The organism is Paenibacillus sp. Leaf72 (assembly GCF_001422685.1).
Taxonomy (GTDB): Bacteria; Bacillota; Bacilli; order Paenibacillales; family Paenibacillaceae; genus Pristimantibacillus.
Map to the genome: position 1 here is coordinate 113085 of NZ_LMLV01000031.1, position 18251 is coordinate 131335.

At 41.7% G+C, this 18251-nt stretch carries 17 protein-coding genes; 14 read left to right on the top strand and 3 right to left on the bottom strand.

Going from position 1 to position 18251, the window contains the following annotated elements:
- Positions 1 to 5: 5 nt before the first annotated feature.
- The 6 genes from ASF12_RS23915 to ppsA all read left to right on the top strand — a co-directional run bounded on the left by ASF12_RS23915 (position 6) and on the right by ppsA (position 7100).
- Positions 6 to 287, top strand: coding sequence for an ester cyclase (locus ASF12_RS23915; protein ID WP_081419005.1), 282 nt, complete (start codon positions 6 to 8; stop codon positions 285 to 287).
- 75 nt (positions 288 to 362) lie between these two features.
- Complete coding sequence (locus ASF12_RS23920) at positions 363 to 935, top strand: TetR/AcrR family transcriptional regulator (RefSeq protein WP_056040297.1); 573 nt, start codon at positions 363 to 365, stop codon at positions 933 to 935.
- Positions 936 to 1174: 239 nt separating this feature from the next.
- Positions 1175 to 2308 (top strand): NADH-dependent flavin oxidoreductase, encoded by a 1134-nt coding sequence (locus ASF12_RS23925; protein WP_056040298.1) that lies wholly within the window; start codon positions 1175 to 1177, stop codon positions 2306 to 2308.
- Between the two features lie 192 nt (positions 2309 to 2500).
- Complete coding sequence (locus tag ASF12_RS23930; protein WP_056040300.1) at positions 2501 to 3211, top strand: helix-turn-helix transcriptional regulator; 711 nt, start codon at positions 2501 to 2503, stop codon at positions 3209 to 3211.
- A gap of 246 nt (positions 3212 to 3457) precedes the next feature.
- Positions 3458 to 4216 (top strand): SDR family NAD(P)-dependent oxidoreductase, encoded by a 759-nt coding sequence (locus ASF12_RS23935; RefSeq protein ID WP_056040303.1) that lies wholly within the window; start codon positions 3458 to 3460, stop codon positions 4214 to 4216.
- 265 nt (positions 4217 to 4481) lie between these two features.
- Entirely contained in the window at positions 4482 to 7100 is a 2619-nt protein-coding gene (ppsA, locus tag ASF12_RS23940) for a phosphoenolpyruvate synthase (protein WP_056040304.1), read from the top strand.
- 40 nt (positions 7101 to 7140) lie between these two features.
- Here ppsA and ASF12_RS23945 read toward each other — a convergent pair whose 3' ends face one another.
- A complete protein-coding gene (locus ASF12_RS23945) occupies positions 7141 to 8022 on the bottom strand; it encodes a LysR family transcriptional regulator (protein WP_056040306.1) in 882 nt (293 codons plus the stop codon).
- 108 nt (positions 8023 to 8130) lie between these two features.
- On the opposite strand from ASF12_RS23945, the gene ASF12_RS23950 reads away from it, so the two are divergent.
- Positions 8131 to 9408 carry an adenylosuccinate synthase gene (locus tag ASF12_RS23950; protein WP_056040307.1) on the top strand — a complete coding sequence of 426 codons (1278 nt, stop codon included), beginning with the start codon at positions 8131 to 8133 and terminating at the stop codon, positions 9406 to 9408.
- A gap of 121 nt (positions 9409 to 9529) precedes the next feature.
- On the opposite strand, the gene ASF12_RS23955 is transcribed toward ASF12_RS23950, so the two are convergent.
- Complete coding sequence (locus ASF12_RS23955; protein ID WP_056040309.1) at positions 9530 to 11230, bottom strand: RICIN domain-containing protein; 1701 nt, start codon at positions 11228 to 11230, stop codon at positions 9530 to 9532.
- Positions 11231 to 11535: 305 nt separating this feature from the next.
- Between ASF12_RS23955 and ASF12_RS23960 the strand changes: the two genes are divergently transcribed.
- From ASF12_RS23960 to ASF12_RS23990, 7 genes are all read left to right on the top strand, one after another.
- Positions 11536 to 12333, top strand: a complete 798-nt coding sequence (locus ASF12_RS23960; RefSeq protein ID WP_200931665.1) for an alpha/beta hydrolase — start codon at positions 11536 to 11538, stop codon at positions 12331 to 12333.
- Positions 12334 to 12976: 643 nt separating this feature from the next.
- Entirely contained in the window at positions 12977 to 13693 is a 717-nt protein-coding gene (locus tag ASF12_RS36665; RefSeq protein ID WP_442952552.1) for a DUF5713 family protein, read from the top strand.
- A 39-nt stretch (positions 13694 to 13732) separates the two neighbouring features.
- Positions 13733 to 14326, top strand: coding sequence for a hypothetical protein (locus tag ASF12_RS23970; RefSeq protein ID WP_155973414.1), 594 nt, complete (start codon positions 13733 to 13735; stop codon positions 14324 to 14326).
- A 17-nt stretch (positions 14327 to 14343) separates the two neighbouring features.
- Positions 14344 to 14817, top strand: coding sequence for a hypothetical protein (locus tag ASF12_RS23975; RefSeq protein WP_081419006.1), 474 nt, complete (start codon positions 14344 to 14346; stop codon positions 14815 to 14817).
- A 26-nt stretch (positions 14818 to 14843) separates the two neighbouring features.
- Positions 14844 to 15593, top strand: a complete 750-nt coding sequence (locus ASF12_RS33970) for an Imm51 family immunity protein (RefSeq protein ID WP_081419007.1) — start codon at positions 14844 to 14846, stop codon at positions 15591 to 15593.
- A gap of 82 nt (positions 15594 to 15675) precedes the next feature.
- Positions 15676 to 16599 carry a hypothetical protein gene (locus ASF12_RS23985; protein WP_056040314.1) on the top strand — a complete coding sequence of 308 codons (924 nt, stop codon included), beginning with the start codon at positions 15676 to 15678 and terminating at the stop codon, positions 16597 to 16599.
- A gap of 104 nt (positions 16600 to 16703) precedes the next feature.
- The gene (locus tag ASF12_RS23990) at positions 16704 to 17189 is read left to right on the top strand and encodes an imm68 putative immunity domain-containing protein (protein ID WP_056040316.1); all 486 of its coding nucleotides are present in this window, start codon (positions 16704 to 16706) and stop codon (positions 17187 to 17189) included.
- Between the two features lie 160 nt (positions 17190 to 17349).
- Here ASF12_RS23990 and ASF12_RS23995 read toward each other — a convergent pair whose 3' ends face one another.
- Positions 17350 to 18174, bottom strand: coding sequence for an AraC family transcriptional regulator (locus ASF12_RS23995; RefSeq protein WP_056040317.1), 825 nt, complete (start codon positions 18172 to 18174; stop codon positions 17350 to 17352).
- Between the last annotated feature and the right edge of the window lie 77 nt (positions 18175 to 18251).

An 18251-nucleotide genomic window follows, 5' to 3' on the forward strand; every position in this document is an offset into this window, starting at 1 on the left:
TCACCATGTTATTTGAAACTAACAAACATCAGATGCACAGATTTACGGAGTTTATTAATACAGCTAGCGAGAAGCTAGCTGATGAGCTTATTGCACCGGGTGCTATCTTCTTTGTCCCCGGACAGGCCGAGCCGATGCGGGGGCCAGCTGGCTATCTCGCGATCATCGGAATGATGCGAAGTGGCTTCCCTGATATAAAGTGGACGTTGGAGGAGATGGTTGCCGAAGGGGATAAGGTGGCTGTACGTTTCATCATGCGAGGTAAGATGCTGCCGATAAGATGGTAGTGTGAGAGATCGGGCCCTTTCAATAGATGAGGTTTTTGAATTGACTTTAATCGAACGAACGTTTATTATAGGCGCATGAGACATAAAGATGAAAATAAAAGTGAGAGCATTTTTAATGCAGCGATCCACCTGATAAATGAACATGGTTTGTCTGAAACTTCGATGTCCAAGATCGCGAAAAAAGCTGGCGTATCTGCTTCAACGATTTACGTTTATTTTGAAAATAAGGAGGACATGCTGAATAAATTGTATTTGAGTATTAAGAAGAAGATGAGTCTAGAAGTGTTTTATAATTATGATGACTCAATATCTTTACAAGCAGCTTTCGAACATGCGTTGAAAAAGTTTATAAACTTTATTTTAACCAATAAAGAAGAATTTTTATTTATTGAACAATTTTCAAACTCACCTCTTCTTCATAAGTTATCTTTAAAAGAAGGAATAGAGATGTTCGAGCCGATTTTTAGCTTGCTTGAAAAAGGAAAGAGTCAACATGTTTTCAAACAAGTGGATACAGGCCTGCTTCATATGTTTATGTTTAGCCCGTCCATGCAATATGTTAAAGAACATTTTGGTGGTCGAATAGAGTTGAAGCAAGATAGCTTGAATGAATTAATTCAAATGACTTGGGATGCTTTAAAAGCATAATTTAAAACCTTCAGAGGGAGAAACATTCCAGTAGAATGGCTGCCCTCTGATAAAAAGCATTGATTTTAATCGAATGATCGTTTATTATATAGGCAGTCGACTGATAAGAAATGGGAGTATTATTAATCAGCTAAAAATAAACGAATGTTCGATTTATTAATGACACATGGACTTAAAGAAAGGTCGGAATAATTAAATATAATTAGTTCTCAATAAATCAAATGAGAAGAGGAAATGAAATGAATTCAAAATACAATCAATTGTTCGAACCTTTTACATTCAAAAATGGCATTACGATCAAAAACCGCGTCGTTATGGCACCTATGACCACTTGGGCCAGTAATGACGATTACACGATTTCAGATGATGAAGTGAAATATTACAAGAAAAGAGTGAATGGCGTAGGTTTAGTTATCACAGGATGTACACATGTCCAATCGAACGGTATTGGTTTTACGAATGAATTCGCCGCTTATGATGATACTTTTATTCCAAGTTTACGTAAATTGGCGGATGCAGCGAAAAGTGGGGGAGCTCCTGCTATACTTCAAATTTTTCACGCAGGTAATAAAGCACTACCGGTTTTGACTCCAAATGGTGAGGTGGTTAGTTCCAGCGATGTAGAGACTGAAGCCACAGCATTTGCGCCTTCCGTTAAGCCTAGAGCACTTACACACGATGAAATATTGGAAGTGATTCACGCGTTTGGAGAAACAACAAGACGAGCCATTGAAGCAGGGTTTGATGGCGTTGAAATTCATGGTGCGCATGGATTTTTACTTCAGAACTTCTTTTCTCCTTTCTTCAATAGGCGTGAGGATCAATGGGGAGGCTCACTGGAAAATCGCTTGCGTTTCCCCTTAGCAGTCGTTCAAGAAATGAACAAGATGATTAAAAAACATGCAACAAAACCGTTTATTCTCGGCTACAGAATTTCTCCTGACGAATCAGAAGAAGGCGGTCTAAGAATGAAGGATACCTATGCTTTGATTGAGCACCTCATTGAAGAGGGCGTTGATTATGTGCATGCGTCATTGGTTAATGCCATTTCATCAAAGCCAGTTGATAGTCAAGATGAAAAAAACTATCTTGAATTAATGGTTGAACATGTAAACGGCAGAATACCTGTAATGGCTGCTGGCACTATGGTAACTCCGGATAATGTTATAGCAGCATTAGATAAGGGATTATCCTTGGCTGCGATTGGCCACGCGTTAATCATGAATCCAGACTGGGTTGAAAAGCTTCAACAGGGACAAGAGTCTGAGATCCAAACAGCGATAAGAGCGTCGCAGGTGAGTGAGCTTGAGCTTCCGGAAAAACTTTGGAACGTGATTCAAGCTTCAGGCCCATGGTTTAAAATCGCAAAATAAAACTTGCAATATTTATGGACTAATAACCTTACATGGATTGAATCTCGACCGATTGGTAAGAAATAGGTGCCTATCGATTTTCATCGATGCTGATCATTTATTTACTCTTTAAATGGTCACACTCTCTAAGATGAAAACCTCCTCAACTCTCTGGTAGAATAGATACAGTGATTTAATGAGGAGGCGCTTGCAATGGACTTTCAAACCGTTATTTCTGATGAGTATGCGAGACTGAAAGGAAATTCCATCCTATCGTTTTTATTAGATTGCCTTCGCGGCGGTCGTCGCAAACAAATTGAGAGAGAGCTGAGTACCCCCGAATTTCAAACCTATACAAAGCTGATTTTTAGCAATCAATTATCTTTTACTTATATGGTTGTTCAATTTTTATGGCCTCAAATTGTGCGTTCTGCCGTAGACGGAGGAATGTCGGATATGGAGGCTTCAGGTATTTACCGTAATTATATCCTGAAGGCGCAACAGGCCAAATCTGTACAAGCTTTATTAGATTTGCATCAACAAGTTTTCCTTGAGTATGCCGGCAATGTCGCGCTTGCCCAAGAGGATAAAAGCTATTCACCGTTAGTTCGGAAGTGTCATCATTATATTAAAGAACATCTGTACGATTCTCTGACTGTCAGCGAAATCGCGGAGGCGTTGCACTTTAGCCGAAGCCATCTTTCCCATGCATATAAACGAGAGACGGGAGAAACGCTTTCTGATCGCATCCGTAAGGAGAGGATTTCCGCGGCTATGCAGCTTCTCGAACATACTTCGTTGACATTGAATGATATTGGACAAAAGCTCGGCTTCAGCTCACAAAGCCATTTTACCGATATATTCCGGAGAGAAATGAGAATCACACCTCATCAGTACCGTCTCAAGCCTAAATCTCAAACATGATCAAGGCTGAAGCACGTAATAACCAAAAATAAACGTGTAAGTTCAGAAAAGAAATAGACCATCTCCTTGGCGAAGTATGGTCTATTTCTTATTTACACCAATTTGGACCATCTAAAAGTTCACGTACAAATCTGATATAAAAAAGCATCAAGCTTGTAATGTTGCCGCTTCGAAGTTTGTTACAGTAAAGGTGTCATTTTATATGGACACAGGATCTGTTTTTCATAACATTCGGAGGTGTAGCAAGTGAAATTTAAAGATAAAGTTGTTGTGATTACTGGAGCAGCTGCAGGACTTGGAAAACAAAATGCGATCCGCTTTGCCAAAGAAGGGGCAAAACTAGCCATTTGTGATATTCAAGAAGAGAAATTAAAGGAAACGGCAAAGCTGTGTGAGGCAGAAGGCACAGATGTATTAGCAATAGTAACAAACTTAAAAGAACAAGAGCAGATGAAGGAATTTGTGCAGAACATTCAAGAGAAATTTGGCCATGTAGATGTATTAATTAATGGGGCCACTTCTTCGAACTATATGGTGCCTTTTTTAGAGCAAACGATTGAGGATTTAGATCATTCATTAAAAACACAACTATATGCAACATGGACGATGATGCAGCTTTGTTTCCCTTTGATGAAAGAAAATGGTGGATCGATTATCAATTTTATAAGCAGAGCCGTTCAAGGTTTAGATCGATATGCATCTTATACTGCAGCTAAAGGCGCTGTTGGGGCTTTAACTCGTACTATCGCTATTGAATGGGGAAAATATAATATTCGAGTGAACAATGTAAGTCCTATAGCGATAACGGATACGGTAATAAATGACTCTCCGAAAGAACTTTATGATGTCATTATGACGGAAGTGGCGAAATCTAGTCCTTTCAACAGAATTGGAATACCAGAAGACGATGTGGTCCCCGTTATTTTATTTTTAGCCTCAGAAGATAGCAGATGGATTACAGGGCAAGATATCCATGTTGAAGGCGGCGTAGATATTCACTGGTAAATCAATGATCATACATTAATAGTCATAGAAGAATAAAATGAAAGAATTTTGATACAACTAATCATATTAGGAAATCAAAAAAGGACCTGATTAGTTAGATCAGGTTCTTTAATATTGCATATAAACAGACACGATGATACAATCTGAATACGACTCTCAAAAGTTGAATTGACATAGATAACACATCTTATAATTTAATTGTACTATGTCGATGAACTCGTGTCAAATGATTTTTTCTCAATTTAATGGTTAGGAGAGATGTTGAATGAGTTCTTTGGTTCTCGGTTTTCAGGAAATGGATAAAACGCAGCTATTGCTCGTTGGCGGAAAAGGGTTGAATTTAGGGCAATTATCCAAAATAGAAGGAATACAAGTACCGGAAGGATTTTGTGTTACAACAGTGGGATATCAAAAAGTCATCGAACAAAACGAAACGTACCATGCTTTGCTCAATCGACTAACGTTGCTAAAAGTAGAGGATCGAAATCAAATTGGTGAAATCAGCCGAATGATTCGACAGATCATTATGGAAGCAGAAATTCCTGCCAATGTTGTAAAAGCAGTTACTCACTATCTCTCCCAGTTTGGGGATGAACATGCTTATGCAGTGCGTTCTAGTGCGACGGCTGAAGATTTACCACATGCCTCTTTTGCTGGCCAACAAGATACCTATTTAAATATTATCGGCAAAGAAGCAGTCTTGCAGCATATTAGCAAATGTTGGGCTTCCCTCTTTACGGATCGCGCGGTGATCTACCGTATGCAAAATGGATTTGACCACAGCCAAGTTTATTTATCCGTTATTGTTCAAAGGATGGTTTTCCCACAGGCTTCAGGGATTTTATTTACTGCTGATCCGATTACTTCTAACCGAAAGCTGTTATCCATCGATGCCAGTTTTGGACTTGGAGAAGCATTGGTATCTGGCTTGGTATCTCCCGATAGTTATAAAGTACAGGAAGAGGAAATCGTCGATAAGAAGATTGCAACCAAAAAATGGGCTATCTATGGACTAAAAGAAGGCGGAACAGAGACACAGCAGATCGATCCTGATCAGCAAAAGGCGCAAACCCTTACTGAACAACAAATTTTACAACTAGCACGCATAGGAAGAAAGATTGAAGAACATTTCGGCTGCCCACAAGATATCGAATGGTGCTTGGCTCATGATACCTTTTATATTGTTCAGAGCCGGCCAATCACTACTTTATACCCGATCCCTGAAGCGGATGATCAAGAAAATCACGTCTATGTATCTGTCGGCCACCAACAAATGATGACCGACCCTATAAAACCATTGGGACTGTCTTTTTACCTGTTAACGACACGTGCACCTATGCGTAAAGCTGGTGGAAGACTATTTGTTGATATCACACAAACTTTGGCTTCGTCTGACAGAAGAAAGATGATCATAGATGCTCTCGGAAAATCCGAGCCACTCATCAAAGACGCACTTTTGACCATCGTTGCGCGAGAAGGTTTTATAAAAACGTCACCAGATGATGTTGAAAAAATACCTAGTCCCATTAAAAGTAATGAAGGTATAGCGTCTTCGGATTTTCAAGCACAAATCGAAAACGATCCGGCAATCGTATCTGAATTGATTAAGCGTAATCAAACATCGATAGAAGAGTTAAAACAAAACATCCAAACGAAAACAGGATCAGCTTTATTTGATTTTATTCTAGAAGATATCCAGCAATTAAAGAAATTTTTATTTGATCCACAAAGTTCGGCTGTGTTTATGACTGCTATGGATGCTTCTGCATGGATTAATGAAAAAATGAAAGAGTGGTTAGGTGAAAAAAACGTGGCAGATACGCTTTCGCAATCTGTTCCAAACAATATTACTTCGGAAATGGGTCTGGCGCTATTGGATGTCGCAGATGTGATTCGCCCCTTTCCAGAAGTCATTGATTATTTACAGCATGTAAAAGACGATAACTTTTTGTATGAGCTCGTTACGTTTAAAGGTGGACAGGAAACCCTAGACGCTATCTCTGCTTATCTCCATAAATACGGAATGCGCTGTGCCGGAGAAATCGATATGACGAAACCTCGTTGGAGTGAAAAACCAATGACACTTGTCCCGATGATTCTAGGTCACATCAAAAACTTTGAGCCTAATGCGGGCAAACGGAAATTTGAGCAAGGACGACAGGAAGCTTTAGAAAAAGAACGAGAGTTATTAGATCGATTGAAAACATTACCGGATGGCAAGCGAAAAGCCGAAGAGACAAAACGAGTGATTAGTCTAATCCAGAATTTCATCGGGTATCGTGAATATCCAAAATACGGCATGATTAGTCGCTACTTCGTATATAAGCAAGCTTTACTGAAAGAAGCCGAGCAGCTCGTACTAGCAGGCGTTATTCATGAGAAAGAAGATGTATATTATCTCACTTTTGACGAATTTAGCGATGTCGTACGCACAAGTAAACTGGATCACCAGATCATCAGCAAACGAAAGGACGAGTACAACATATATGAAAAACTAACTCCACCACGAGTTATTACGTCTGATGGTGAAATGATTTCGGGTAAATACGAACGAGAAAATCTCCCAGCCGAAGCTTTGGCAGGCTTGCCTGTTTCTTCCGGAGTGATTGAGGGGCGAGCACGTGTCATCTTAAGGATGGAAGATGCGGTTCTAGAAGATGGAGATATATTAGTCACGTCCTTTACTGACCCTGGCTGGACACCTTTGTTTGTATCTATTAAAGGACTAGTCACCGAAGTTGGCGGACTAATGACCCATGGATCCGTTATCGCGCGTGAATATGGCTTGCCAGCAGTTGTTGGGGTAGAAAAGGCTACCAAACTAATAAAAGATGGGCAACGCATTCGCGTGCATGGAACAGAAGGGTATATCGAAATATTGTAATGTTCTGAATCAATGGCACGATGCGACGTTGGCACGGCTTTCAAGGCAATAACGCCAGAAAAGACCGGGTCGCCGAAGACAGAGGGACTCCTCTAAGCGTTGCAATACCGATTTGCCGTTCGGGCAACGGCGGATCCAATGGTATTTCAAAGAGCTTGCCGGACTGCAGCTCCTCTTGGATATAATTCCGAACGACAAAAGCAAGGCCGAATCCGCTGCGAGCGAATTGAACGAGAAGATCCACGCTTCCCAGTTCGAATTCAGGCTCCAGCTTTACTCCATGTAAAGCGGCATAGTCATCCAGGTACCGTCTTGTGCTGCCCCCCGATTCAAGAATCAGGAGAGGATATTGCTTGAGGGCTTCAATGGAAAGCGGGACGTCAGCCGCCAAATCCCGAAATTTGATCCCCCCGACAAGACTGTCCTGGATCGGCGTGCTCTTACGGAACTCAACTTGTTTGTCAGAAGCGGGCAGGCTGACGATGCCAAAGTCGATTTTGCCTTCCTTTAGCAGCGCTAGCGTCTCCGGAGTCGTCCGATTCGTGACTCGAATCCGTACTCCGGGGTGCTGGGCATGGAACTGCTCCAGATGAGGCAATAAGTAGTGTTTGCACAACGTGTCGCTTGCCCCAATCGCGATTTCTCCGCTGTTTAAGTTGTTCATCTCTGCAATGGCCTTCTCTCCGATGTCAACGAAATTGAAAGCCTGCTCCAGGTAGTGAAAAAGCACCTCTCCTTCCTTGGTCAAGGTAGCACCCTTCGGAGTGCGGAAAAACAGCTGCCCACCAAGGGTGCTCTCCAGCTGTTTAATGGTATGACTGACGGCCGGTTGAGTGATATGAAGCTGATCTGCGGCCCGCGATAAGCTCCCTGTTCTAGCAATCCAATAAAAGACACGGTACCACTCCAGATTCACTTGCATATCCATTACCTCTCTTTATACCTAATATAACTAATATCTATTATTCTAATACACTTTACTTCCATTATCATTAGCTCTGTAAGCAAATTAGGATCGGAGGGCAAGGATATGACGATAACAGCAATTGTAGGTGCAAATTGGGGAGACGAGGGCAAGGGAAAAATGACAGATGTGATGGCGGCCGATTCTTCCTATGTGGTGAGATACCAAGGCGGGAGCAATGCGGGGCATACGATTATCAACCCTTTCGGCAAATTTGCGCTGCGGATGCTTCCTTCAGGGGTTTTCTATCCGGATGTCGTAAACGTTATCGGCCCGGGAGTAGCGGTAGATATCGATGTGCTGCTGCAAGAATTGGAATCCTTAACGGTAAGAGGGGTTCCGCGTCCTCAATTACGTATTTCGGAGCGGGCTCAAATTGTATTGCCAGTGCACCGGATGCTCGATGAGCTTGAAGAAAAGCGATTGGGAGCACGCAGCTTCGGTTCGACCAAACGCGGTATTGCTCCTTTCTATGCCGATAAATACGCGAAGCTCGGAATTCAGGTTTCCGAGTTGTTCGTCCAGGCTCATCTTCGTGAACGGTTGGAGCATTTATTAGAGAGCAAGAACATTCTGCTTGAGCATCTTTACGGACAGTCTTCCATTAAGGTGGAGGACTGGTTATCCAAGCTAAGCGAGCAGGCGGAAGCTATAGCACCTTACCTGTGCGACACCACATCGTTGTTGCATAAGGCATATCGAAATGGAGAAGGGATTTTGCTTGAGGGACAGCTTGGGGCGCTGCGGGATCCGGATCACGGCATTTATCCATTCACCACTTCCTCATCTACGCTTGCCGGATATGCTTCGGTCGGTGCAGGGCTTCCGCCGTATTCGATAGAGAAGATAGTTGCGGTTACTAAGGCTTACTCCAGCTGTGTCGGTGCCGGTCCTTTCGTAGCAGAGCTGGAGGGCGAGGAGGCCGAGGAGCTTCGAAGCTGCGGGGGAGATGCCGGCGAATATGGAGTGGTGACAGGCCGGCCGCGAAGGGTCGGATGGTTCGATGCGGTCGCGACGCGTTATGGCTGCAGGATCCAAGGCGCAACCTCCGTCGCCCTTACGAACTTGGATGTTCTAGGTTACTTGGATGAAATTCCGATATGCGTAGGATATGAGACGGAGGGGGAGGTCGCGAACGAGTTCCTCTTCCCACAGAATTTGTCCTCGGCCAAACCTATTTATAAGCGGCTTCCGGGCTGGAAGTGCGATATCTCGCAGGTGGCTAAAATGGAAGATTTACCGGAGGCGGCAAGGGGTTATGTCGAATTCATCGAGTCGGAGATCGGAGTCGCAATCACAACGGTATCTGTTGGTCCTAGTCGGGAGCAGATTATTCTTCGGTGAGCGACGGCAACTAGGGGCTTAAGATTAGGCAAGTGTACTTAATGATAATATTTTAACCTGCTATTAGCTCACACTAAGCAAAAGAAAGGGCATAGTCCGTAATGGACTTGCCCTTCCAACTTCACTGAACCAACTGCCATTGCTGGTTCAGATCGCCGCGGTATAAATTTTGTTGGATTTTCGCTCCATCTGCGGTGGAGGATCCCAGCACTTCGACTGCTTTGTTGCTGTTCACGTTAAGAATGCTCCAGTATCCGTTACTCAGCTTGATCAAGCGAAACTGTTGTGCTGTATTGGAGAGAGCCTGCATAAGCTGAATCGCTTCCCCGTTGTTTTTTGTTCCGTTACGAACATCCATGACTTTATTATCAGATGAGCTCACGCTCCGCAACTCATAATAGTTGTTGTAGGTACCCTGATCCGTAACGACCCAGCGCTGCGCCGTCGTGTTATTGTCCGTCGACTGTTGAAGCTGCAGGGCGTTCTTATTTTGCCCGCCCGGAACCTCGAGCATTTTGCCCGATGCACGGTTCACAAGCTTGTACGTCGCACCATTCGTCACTCCATTCCAGACACCATTCCAAGGATTTAACTGAGCGCGTTCATAATACCATTCAAAAATAAAGCGGGCCATGCCATCGCGGGCTGTATTACCATCATACAGCAAGCCGGCTGTCGGGTCTGCGAACGAGCTTCTCGTGCCGGAATTCAGCAAAAATCCGTTCATATGGACAGCAATGCTCACATTACCTGCCGCTGTGAAGATCGCTTTAGTGTTTTTGCCGAATCCCTCGTTTGACCCGTTAAACAGCTCCCAATAGGAGGAGTCTCCGGGTTGTGTTTTAAACCAGGTTGTTTCTGTAATATTGATTGGATAATTATCAGCGCAAGGCTTAATATTGGTATCCCACTGCTGCTGTAAAAGCGTGTAATTGTCATTAGCACCATAGCCTGGATACCAATGGACCGAATAACCAACATTGTTCAGTGGATCCGTAAGTGGATATGCTGCGCACAATTGATAGTATTGATCCCAGCCGAGCCCCGCTGCCCAGACAACGTTATCTGCTCCTTTACTGCGGATCGTGGAGATCATTGCGTTTTGGAAATTTTTGAGCGAGTTCCAGTGCGCAACGAAATTGGACTGGGAAGGATGTCCGCCCCAAACACCATTAACATCGGATAGTACAGGCTCGTTGATTAGCTCGAACATGACGTTATCCGCGCTCTTAATGCCCGGCTGGTCAGCTAGGTAGCCCCAGATCTGATTGAATTTAGCAAGATTGTCGGGCGTTGTCGCTTGGTTGTTATTCAACGTGTAATCGAGGCCGAGTGTAACATATAAACCTTTGGTCTTGGCATAGTTGATGTAAGGAATGATTACGTTCTGGGTGACGGCCTGCAAACCAGCAAAGTTATAGGTGCCCGCTGCAACGTCTCCCATGTCTTCCCGGTCAATGAATAGACGGACCTGATTCATATACCATCCATGGTTGTTGCCGTATTTGGCGGAAGTGCTCGTAAAGGTATCGGTAATATCCTTCAAATATGCCAGAATAGCTGCATGCCGATTCCCGCCGTTCTGATTCAGATAGTAGTTGCTGTTCTGGTATGTCCAGTAAGCACCGGAAGGCTGATGCCACCCGCTGAGCAATACGGGCTGACCGTTGGTGTTCACCAGCTGATTACCACTAACATGGAGCTTGGACATTGGCATGCCAACCCACGCTTCTACCGGCTTTCCGCTTAGCAACATCGGCGACATCACTAATGCGAGAAGCAGCATAATCTTGACTCCTAAACTAAATTTCTTCTTACTCATTCATTACATCTCCTTTATTTTGTTTGATTTATGCAAATCATGATAGTAATTAGGCAGGGTGGAGAGGGCAATACTTCTTTCTTCGGGGACGTGGTTTAAAATGGAACTAAATGTATGCGTTTACAAAATGAGCTTACTACTAGACAATGGTCGACGGCAACCTGTCGGATTATGGGAGTATGCCCCGCCAATTTCTACTTTGGGGTATGAGAAAGAAGTATGAATTAACAGGTTGTTAGCGCTGAATGGAAGTAATACACTGTTGGCAGTGAAGCACTTTCATTCAGGAAAGGAAGATTATGAACATGGCTAAATATAATTTAATATTGAATACCGCACCGTCAGGATATGACCAATATGGGGATAACATAGCCCGTGGGATAATAGACACGGTTGAATATTTCTCTATGACGGTAGGCACCTCACGCAAAATGATGATTTACACCCCACCGGGATATTCAGATAATCAACGGTATAACGTACTCTATCTATTGCACGGTATTGGCGGGGATGAAACGGAATGGTACCATCACGGCAATCCGCAAGTTATTCTTGATAATTTGTACGCAGCACGCAAGCTTGCGCCTATGATCGTGGTCATGCCAAACGGTCGGGCAATGCCGAATGATCGAGCGGAGGGAAACCTATTCGATCCCGACAAGCTGCAAGCTTTCGAGGACTTTGAATCCGATTTGTTGCATGAGATCATTCCATTTATAGAATCAAACTATTGGGTTCAGATTGAAAGAGAAAATCGTGCTCTTGCCGGTTTATCTATGGGAGGAGGGCAATCACTCAATATTGGGTTAGGGAATCTCGACCATTTTGCATGGATTGGCGGTTTCTCTTCCGCTCCTAATACGAAGGCACCTGAGCGGCTAGTACCGAATCCTGAGGAAACAACCGCAAAACTCAAGCTGCTTTGGCTTTCATGCGGAGTTTTGGATAATCTAAAACATGTCAGCGACCAGACACATGCGTATTTGACCCAGCAGAATGTACCTCACATTTGGTACGAGGAGAGCGGAGGCCATGATTGGCCGGTATGGAAAAATGATTTATATCATTTTTCTCAGCTCATTTTTCAACCATTTCAATGTTGAACTGACAGTCGTCATAAACGAACGATGAGCTGTTTCATAAAATAAAATGTAAGCGCAATTGCATAATCAGGATTACAGTCCGAGCCTTTTGGCGATTCAGCGTATAAAAGAATTTAAAATATAAACAGACATGATGACACCATCATGTCTGTTTATATTCATATGGGCATCATTATAAAACTTAAAATTTATTTTGATAGAGAAAACTTATTTCTTCCTCAACAATAGGGGCAGAATGCGAAGCAACGCTTAGTAACTGTGGACGTAACAATTTCAGCTTCTTACTCGAGCCAATGTAATGACCATTTCGATTCATGTATCGAGATGGTCTTTTTTCATTTTCATATCACCAGAAAACTTCATTGTCCCCATCCCATCGTTAAGTAAAAGTGAAAAATGAAAGAAGAGACTCATCCTCCTCCTACGAGGATTGCATAAAAGTGGAGATTAAGTTAATCGGCAGATTAATTCAATAGTGGACCTATGACCTGCGCTTGTCATAGGTTATAATTGGAAGATTAAGACTCCGGTTTACTTGATAGAGGAGGCAGATATCGGACATACAGGCCATTGTATTGGATTTAGGCGGAACCTTAATAAATGAGGAAGTGTTATTATCTTACAAACGAAAAGAGGCAGAGTGATGGAAAAAGACCCTTTCGCACAACTTAATATTTGGCATCAAGAAGATGAACATGAAAAAATAGTAGATAAAATTATGGAAATTCCCCAATCAGACAGAGATTATAATACGATCAGTTTATTGGCAAGAGCTATGAATAATCTGAAACGTTACGATGAAGCACTTCAACAGCTTTTGACTATTGCAAAACTAGGTGAGGATGACCCTCTTTGGCATTTTCGTGTGGGCTACTCCTACTATTATCTTGAACAATATGAGGAAGCATTAAGAGAATTTGAAATTACAGATAAGCTAGATCCAGGAGATAGATCGACTTTAACATTATTAGATTGGAGCCGAGGTAAAGTCGAACGAAAGTCAGACAAAATGAAACCATCGGAGCTAAGAGTGCAAGACAAAAGTAGTGCATCAATTGAATATTTAAAAGATATGTATATTGATGCATATTTCCCTGATTTTCTTGTGGATAAAGTCAAAGCTGAACTAGTTAAAGTTGTTGAATTTTTGGAACAAGGAAATCAAGATATCGAAGAAATTCAAGCAAAGCTTGATTTCGCAATCCAAGCAATCAATGTTATTGCAGAAGAGTTTGACGAAAATGACAGCGAAATTGAAACCGTTGCGAGAGAATCAATTGCACAAACTGTTGAAGATATTTTAGCCTTTTTTAGTATCGAAATAGATACAGAAGTAGCCATTCAAGAACGTGATTGGTAGGTTAGACGAGGGATTCGAGGGTGGCGGTTAATTTCCAACTTGAATAACACCCTATTCATTTATATTTTGGATAAGGAGGAAAATAGTATATCCATCTATTTTAATATTTCAATGCCTGTTATGGATTTTCTTACTGAGAGCCATCAAGTAATGCTGAGACATGGAGTTAAACTGTATGCTGAAATATTTGTTAACGCACAGGGTGAACGTCAATATTCATCTTTTGAAAGTAAAAAAAACGAATTGTTCTCCAGTTATTTTAATGATTCTGCATATAACTCTTTCTTCTTTTCCTGCTACCCTATACAAGATATAACCCAAATAAACGAATTTGGATATTTTTACGATGAACCAAGCTCCTATTCTATTGAAGTTAAAGGCGGCAGAGAAACCTATAAAAGTCGAGAACTTATACAAATGCGCATGATATCAAAGAATCCTAACAAACAGATCCAATCTTTTTATCGAGCATTTCAAAGAGACTTAAAGAAAATTTCAGGATTGCAAAAGCATACCCAAAAGAATTATTTTTACTTGCCAACGGAAAAAATTATCATTCCTGCTAATCCACAATCACAGAACACAAGAGATAATTGGGAAGACTTTTATCTTTCAAAAATTGAGAGTTTTTAAATAATTGGGGATACAATATGAATACTTTTATTGCGGAACATTGGAATCTTGAAGAACATGAACTGCCCGGCATTAATTGCATCATCTTTCCAAATGGCACTGTAACTATTTTAAATTGTTATAGCACATATAACCCCAACACAAAAGAAAGTGAATTTTTTTGCTCTCCCTTATGTGACACAACCATTGAAAGCATAGCAAAGTATAATGATGATTATTGGACGATCGTTGATGAATGGGTCAGTATTGATTATCAAGATGGGAAAATATATGGCGGTGATGGTCAAATGGGCAATGAAGGATTTATTGCTTGTACGGATGCTGAAGATCATTTGGTATGGGGAATATTTTTTGAAAATTCAAATCCTATAAAGAACTTAGAAATTAAAGATAAAACCCTAATCGCTATTAATGAGCATACTGAATTACAAATTGAAATCAACTTAGAAAACCTCACCCAAATTAAAATGACTTGCTTAAAATCCAATTAATTAAAGTTAGAGGAGAGAATACAAAGATGGATAAGGATCTATTAAAGCAGCTCACTCTTTGGCATAACAAGGACCAGTATGAGAAAATTATTAATAAAATTATGGAAATACCCGAAGCAGACAGGGACTACGACTTAGTTTGCCATTTGGCAAGAGCATTGAATAATCAAGATAATTATCATGAAGCGATCAAATATTTTTTATCTGTGCAAAAGCAAGGCGAGAACGACCCTCTTTGGCATTACCGAATAGGCTATGCTTATTATTACCTTGAACAGTATAAGGAAGCGATAGTTGCTTTTGAACAAGCTGTAGCACTAGACCCTGAAGATGCACATGGCAGGAGGTTTTTAGAAATGAGCCGCAACGCCGCTAGTAGAGCAGGAAATGAAACGATCCATATCGTTAAAGTTGAACAGGATGAGGGTTTGTTAGAAGTTAATGAAAAAATAAACCCATTTGGGCTAGTAGCTCATAATAATGGAAGCATATCCATGATTTTAAGTGTTGGCAAATATAAGCATGAAATTTTTCAAACACGAGCCGATGAAGGATTTGAGGGCAATGGCTATGATTGGGGTTCATTAGCAGCCGTGTTTCTTGAAGAAAAAATGCCTCATTTAGTTGATATTGTGCGATTTGACCCTGAAGCCGATATGTTCGCTGCTTATTCAGACAATAGAGAAGCCATACTTAGTTTTGCAATCGCCTTTAAGGAAGCATGTGAAGATGACTCATTAATAAAAGACCTATTTTCACGAGCTGAATTAGACTGATTGGAAATATCAAGATACAACAGTATCCTCTGTTGCATTGAAATGACATTAGCCGATCTAACTTTCTAGAGGTGATGAGCGTATGGGAACATGGAGTGCTGAGGTTTTTGGTAATGACACCTCGTGTGAGATCAAGGAATATTTCTATGAGCAGTATAATCGGGGTTGTGAAGTTACTCAGATTGTCAGCGAGCTACAAGAGAAATTTACTGATAGCTTAAATAATGCAGATGATAGAAACAATGTATTATTTGCGTTGTCCTACTGCCTTTGGGAAACGAAATCCTTAGAGGATTCGCTGTTAGAGCAAGTCGCTCAGATCATTGAGAGTGGGAGTGACTTAACTGTCTGTGAACAGCTTGGAGCAAATGTACCATTTATTAACCAGCGAAAAAAGTACTTACATACATTCATCGCCAAAATTAGTGTACCCAAAAGTATAGCAAAAAAGAGGGTCAAGCCGCCTACGAAATTTGAAAGTGATTATCACAATGGCAGCTGCCTTACTTTTCAATATCCTAATGGCTTATACGGCGGCATTATCATTATCGACTGCGCCTTTTATCGTAACCGAGGTTCAATGCGCATAGCATTCACCGATATGGAGCAGCACTCTGAACCCGATTATAACGATTTTCTAGCCTCTCGCCTGACCAACTTTAGCTGGGAGGGAGTATGGGGAGAGGCCAACAAGTATGCCGCCTTTGAGGGTAAGACTGCCCGAATTTCTACCTATCCGTTGAGCTATGATCATGCTAAAGAGCGTGTTTCTTATTTTGAGTATAACGATATGTTCTTCACAATTGTGGGCGAGCTCCCTAAATACACACAATGCCTAATATCTACAGTTGGAATTGGGGTCCATTACAACCTTGCTTATCCTGAGTTCGCCATCTCTATGAAAAAGACATCGCTATATTGGAAGCAAAATGAAGACCTATACGGTAAAAAAGTTTCTAAAGAAACGATTACTCAATTAAATAACTTATTAGTCCTCAACAAGTAGCTGTTTACGTATTTTCATATATAAATAAATCACTGAGTCCGGTTTTTGATATCCCTTTTTATTTGGAAAATTAGAATGCCTAAAAAGAAAGCGGAGATGAACATATGTACATAAGCAAATGGTGGGGAGATTTAATTGGCGGTTCCGATGATTCGCTGGCATTAATAGACTATTTGGAACAATTGGACTTAACGGATGTGACGCTCAATCAGATCTTAAAGGACTTGGGTTTCGATATTCTGCTTTCTGAGGGAGACTTGAAAAACGGCGGAAATGTTGGATATGATATGAAACGTGCTAACAGCATCTTTCGGGTAGAGCTTGATATTGCCTGCGGTGCTCTAATCGACCTTTCAGCCATTGTGTTAGAGAGTCTTAAATCAGGCTATGTCGATTTGCATGATTTGGATGAGGCTAGGCAGCCGCGCAAACTTTATATTGATGCCTCCGAAGAAAAAAGAAACCTGCTTCGGGATGAATTGAACAAGTTTTCCCGTAATCCGCTGTCCTACGATTTAGCAGAGCTTGTTCCGCCTGATGATATGAGGGAGCTTGCGGAAAAGGCAAAAATGATTGCAGATGAGCTGTAATAAGTTGGTCTTAGCTTTTGAATATGGGAAGGTTTAGTATTTTCAGACGTTAAGATTACTCAAGGCGTGACCAGCGGTAAAAATAGTATCATCGGAGCACCACGTCTTAAGGGGTACAATGTACCTACTAAGACGTGGTTTTTTGTTTCCATTCAATGAATCAAAAATGAATGTTCCTGTACTGGCTCGGTGTAATTTGTTCCAGCTTTTTGAAGACAGAGCAGAAGTAGTTGGCATCTTCAAAGCCGCTTAGATAAGCAATTTCCTTCACATGCATTTGAGAATGCTGCAGGAGAAGCTCCTTGCTTTTTTTAATCCTTACGGAATGAATATATTGAAAAATACGTATACCGGTTGTTTTTTTGAAAACGGTGCATAAATGCTGCGGCGTAACGTCGATAACCTCGGCCAAGATTTCCAGCGTGAGCGGCTGGCTGAAGTTCTGCTCAATGTAATCGAATAACGGCTTAAGCTTGAAATTGAGGCTGGTGGCGCTATGGTTGGGGAGGACCGATGCATATTGCACAATATCTGTAAGCAGGGAGTACATCACTCCAGAGCATTGGATACCCTTCAATCCGGCGTTCGACTGCCCAATATCAAGGACATTCCTTATTCTGGCCAATAGCGCTTCAGGTCTGGATACATAATATACGCCGGATGCTGAGATGCCAGCAATGCGGTTCAGGAACGATTGCACTTGATGGCCGTCGAAGACGATCCAGTCGACGATCCAGGAGGAGCTTACTGCATAATACTCATGGGGAACTCCCTGAAATAGAAGCATAGCCATTCCTTCCTTCACCCGATAAACCTTGCCTTCGACCATTAATTCCCCTTCTCCTTCAACGCATTGAATCCACTGATATAAATAGCCTTGGGGGCGTATGACATTCTCCTGCAGCCAATGCTGTCCGGCCTGCACAACATAATAAGGCAATTCTCTGTCTAATTCAGTCAGGACTGGAATATATCTTTTCGTCATCAGATCACCTTAATATTTTAATGTTATTCGTAAAATCATTAGATTGTTTCCTTATTATCGGGCTATTACACTAAATA

Bases quoted from the DNA above. Each gene is read 5' to 3' on its own strand.
- ASF12_RS23915 (WP_081419005.1), top strand. From the start codon at position 6: ATGTTATTTGAAACTAACAAACATCAGATGCACAGATTTACGGAGTTT.
- ASF12_RS23920 (WP_056040297.1), top strand. From the start codon at position 363: ATGAGACATAAAGATGAAAATAAAAGTGAGAGCATTTTTAATGCAGCG.
- ASF12_RS23925 (WP_056040298.1), top strand. From the start codon at position 1,175: ATGAATTCAAAATACAATCAATTGTTCGAACCTTTTACATTCAAAAAT.
- ASF12_RS23930 (WP_056040300.1), top strand. From the start codon at position 2,501: ATGGACTTTCAAACCGTTATTTCTGATGAGTATGCGAGACTGAAAGGA.
- ppsA (WP_056040304.1), top strand. From the start codon at position 4,482: ATGAGTTCTTTGGTTCTCGGTTTTCAGGAAATGGATAAAACGCAGCTA.
- ASF12_RS23945 (WP_056040306.1), bottom strand. From the start codon at position 8,022: ATGCAAGTGAATCTGGAGTGGTACCGTGTCTTTTATTGGATTGCTAGA.
- ASF12_RS23950 (WP_056040307.1), top strand. From the start codon at position 8,131: ATGACGATAACAGCAATTGTAGGTGCAAATTGGGGAGACGAGGGCAAG.
- ASF12_RS23955 (WP_056040309.1), bottom strand. From the start codon at position 11,230: ATGAGTAAGAAGAAATTTAGTTTAGGAGTCAAGATTATGCTGCTTCTC.
- ASF12_RS23960 (WP_200931665.1), top strand. From the start codon at position 11,536: ATGGCTAAATATAATTTAATATTGAATACCGCACCGTCAGGATATGAC.
- ASF12_RS36665 (WP_442952552.1), top strand. From the start codon at position 12,977: ATGGAAAAAGACCCTTTCGCACAACTTAATATTTGGCATCAAGAAGAT.
- ASF12_RS23975 (WP_081419006.1), top strand. From the start codon at position 14,344: ATGAATACTTTTATTGCGGAACATTGGAATCTTGAAGAACATGAACTG.
- ASF12_RS33970 (WP_081419007.1), top strand. From the start codon at position 14,844: ATGGATAAGGATCTATTAAAGCAGCTCACTCTTTGGCATAACAAGGAC.
- ASF12_RS23985 (WP_056040314.1), top strand. From the start codon at position 15,676: ATGGGAACATGGAGTGCTGAGGTTTTTGGTAATGACACCTCGTGTGAG.
- ASF12_RS23990 (WP_056040316.1), top strand. From the start codon at position 16,704: ATGTACATAAGCAAATGGTGGGGAGATTTAATTGGCGGTTCCGATGAT.
- ASF12_RS23995 (WP_056040317.1), bottom strand. From the start codon at position 18,174: ATGACGAAAAGATATATTCCAGTCCTGACTGAATTAGACAGAGAATTG.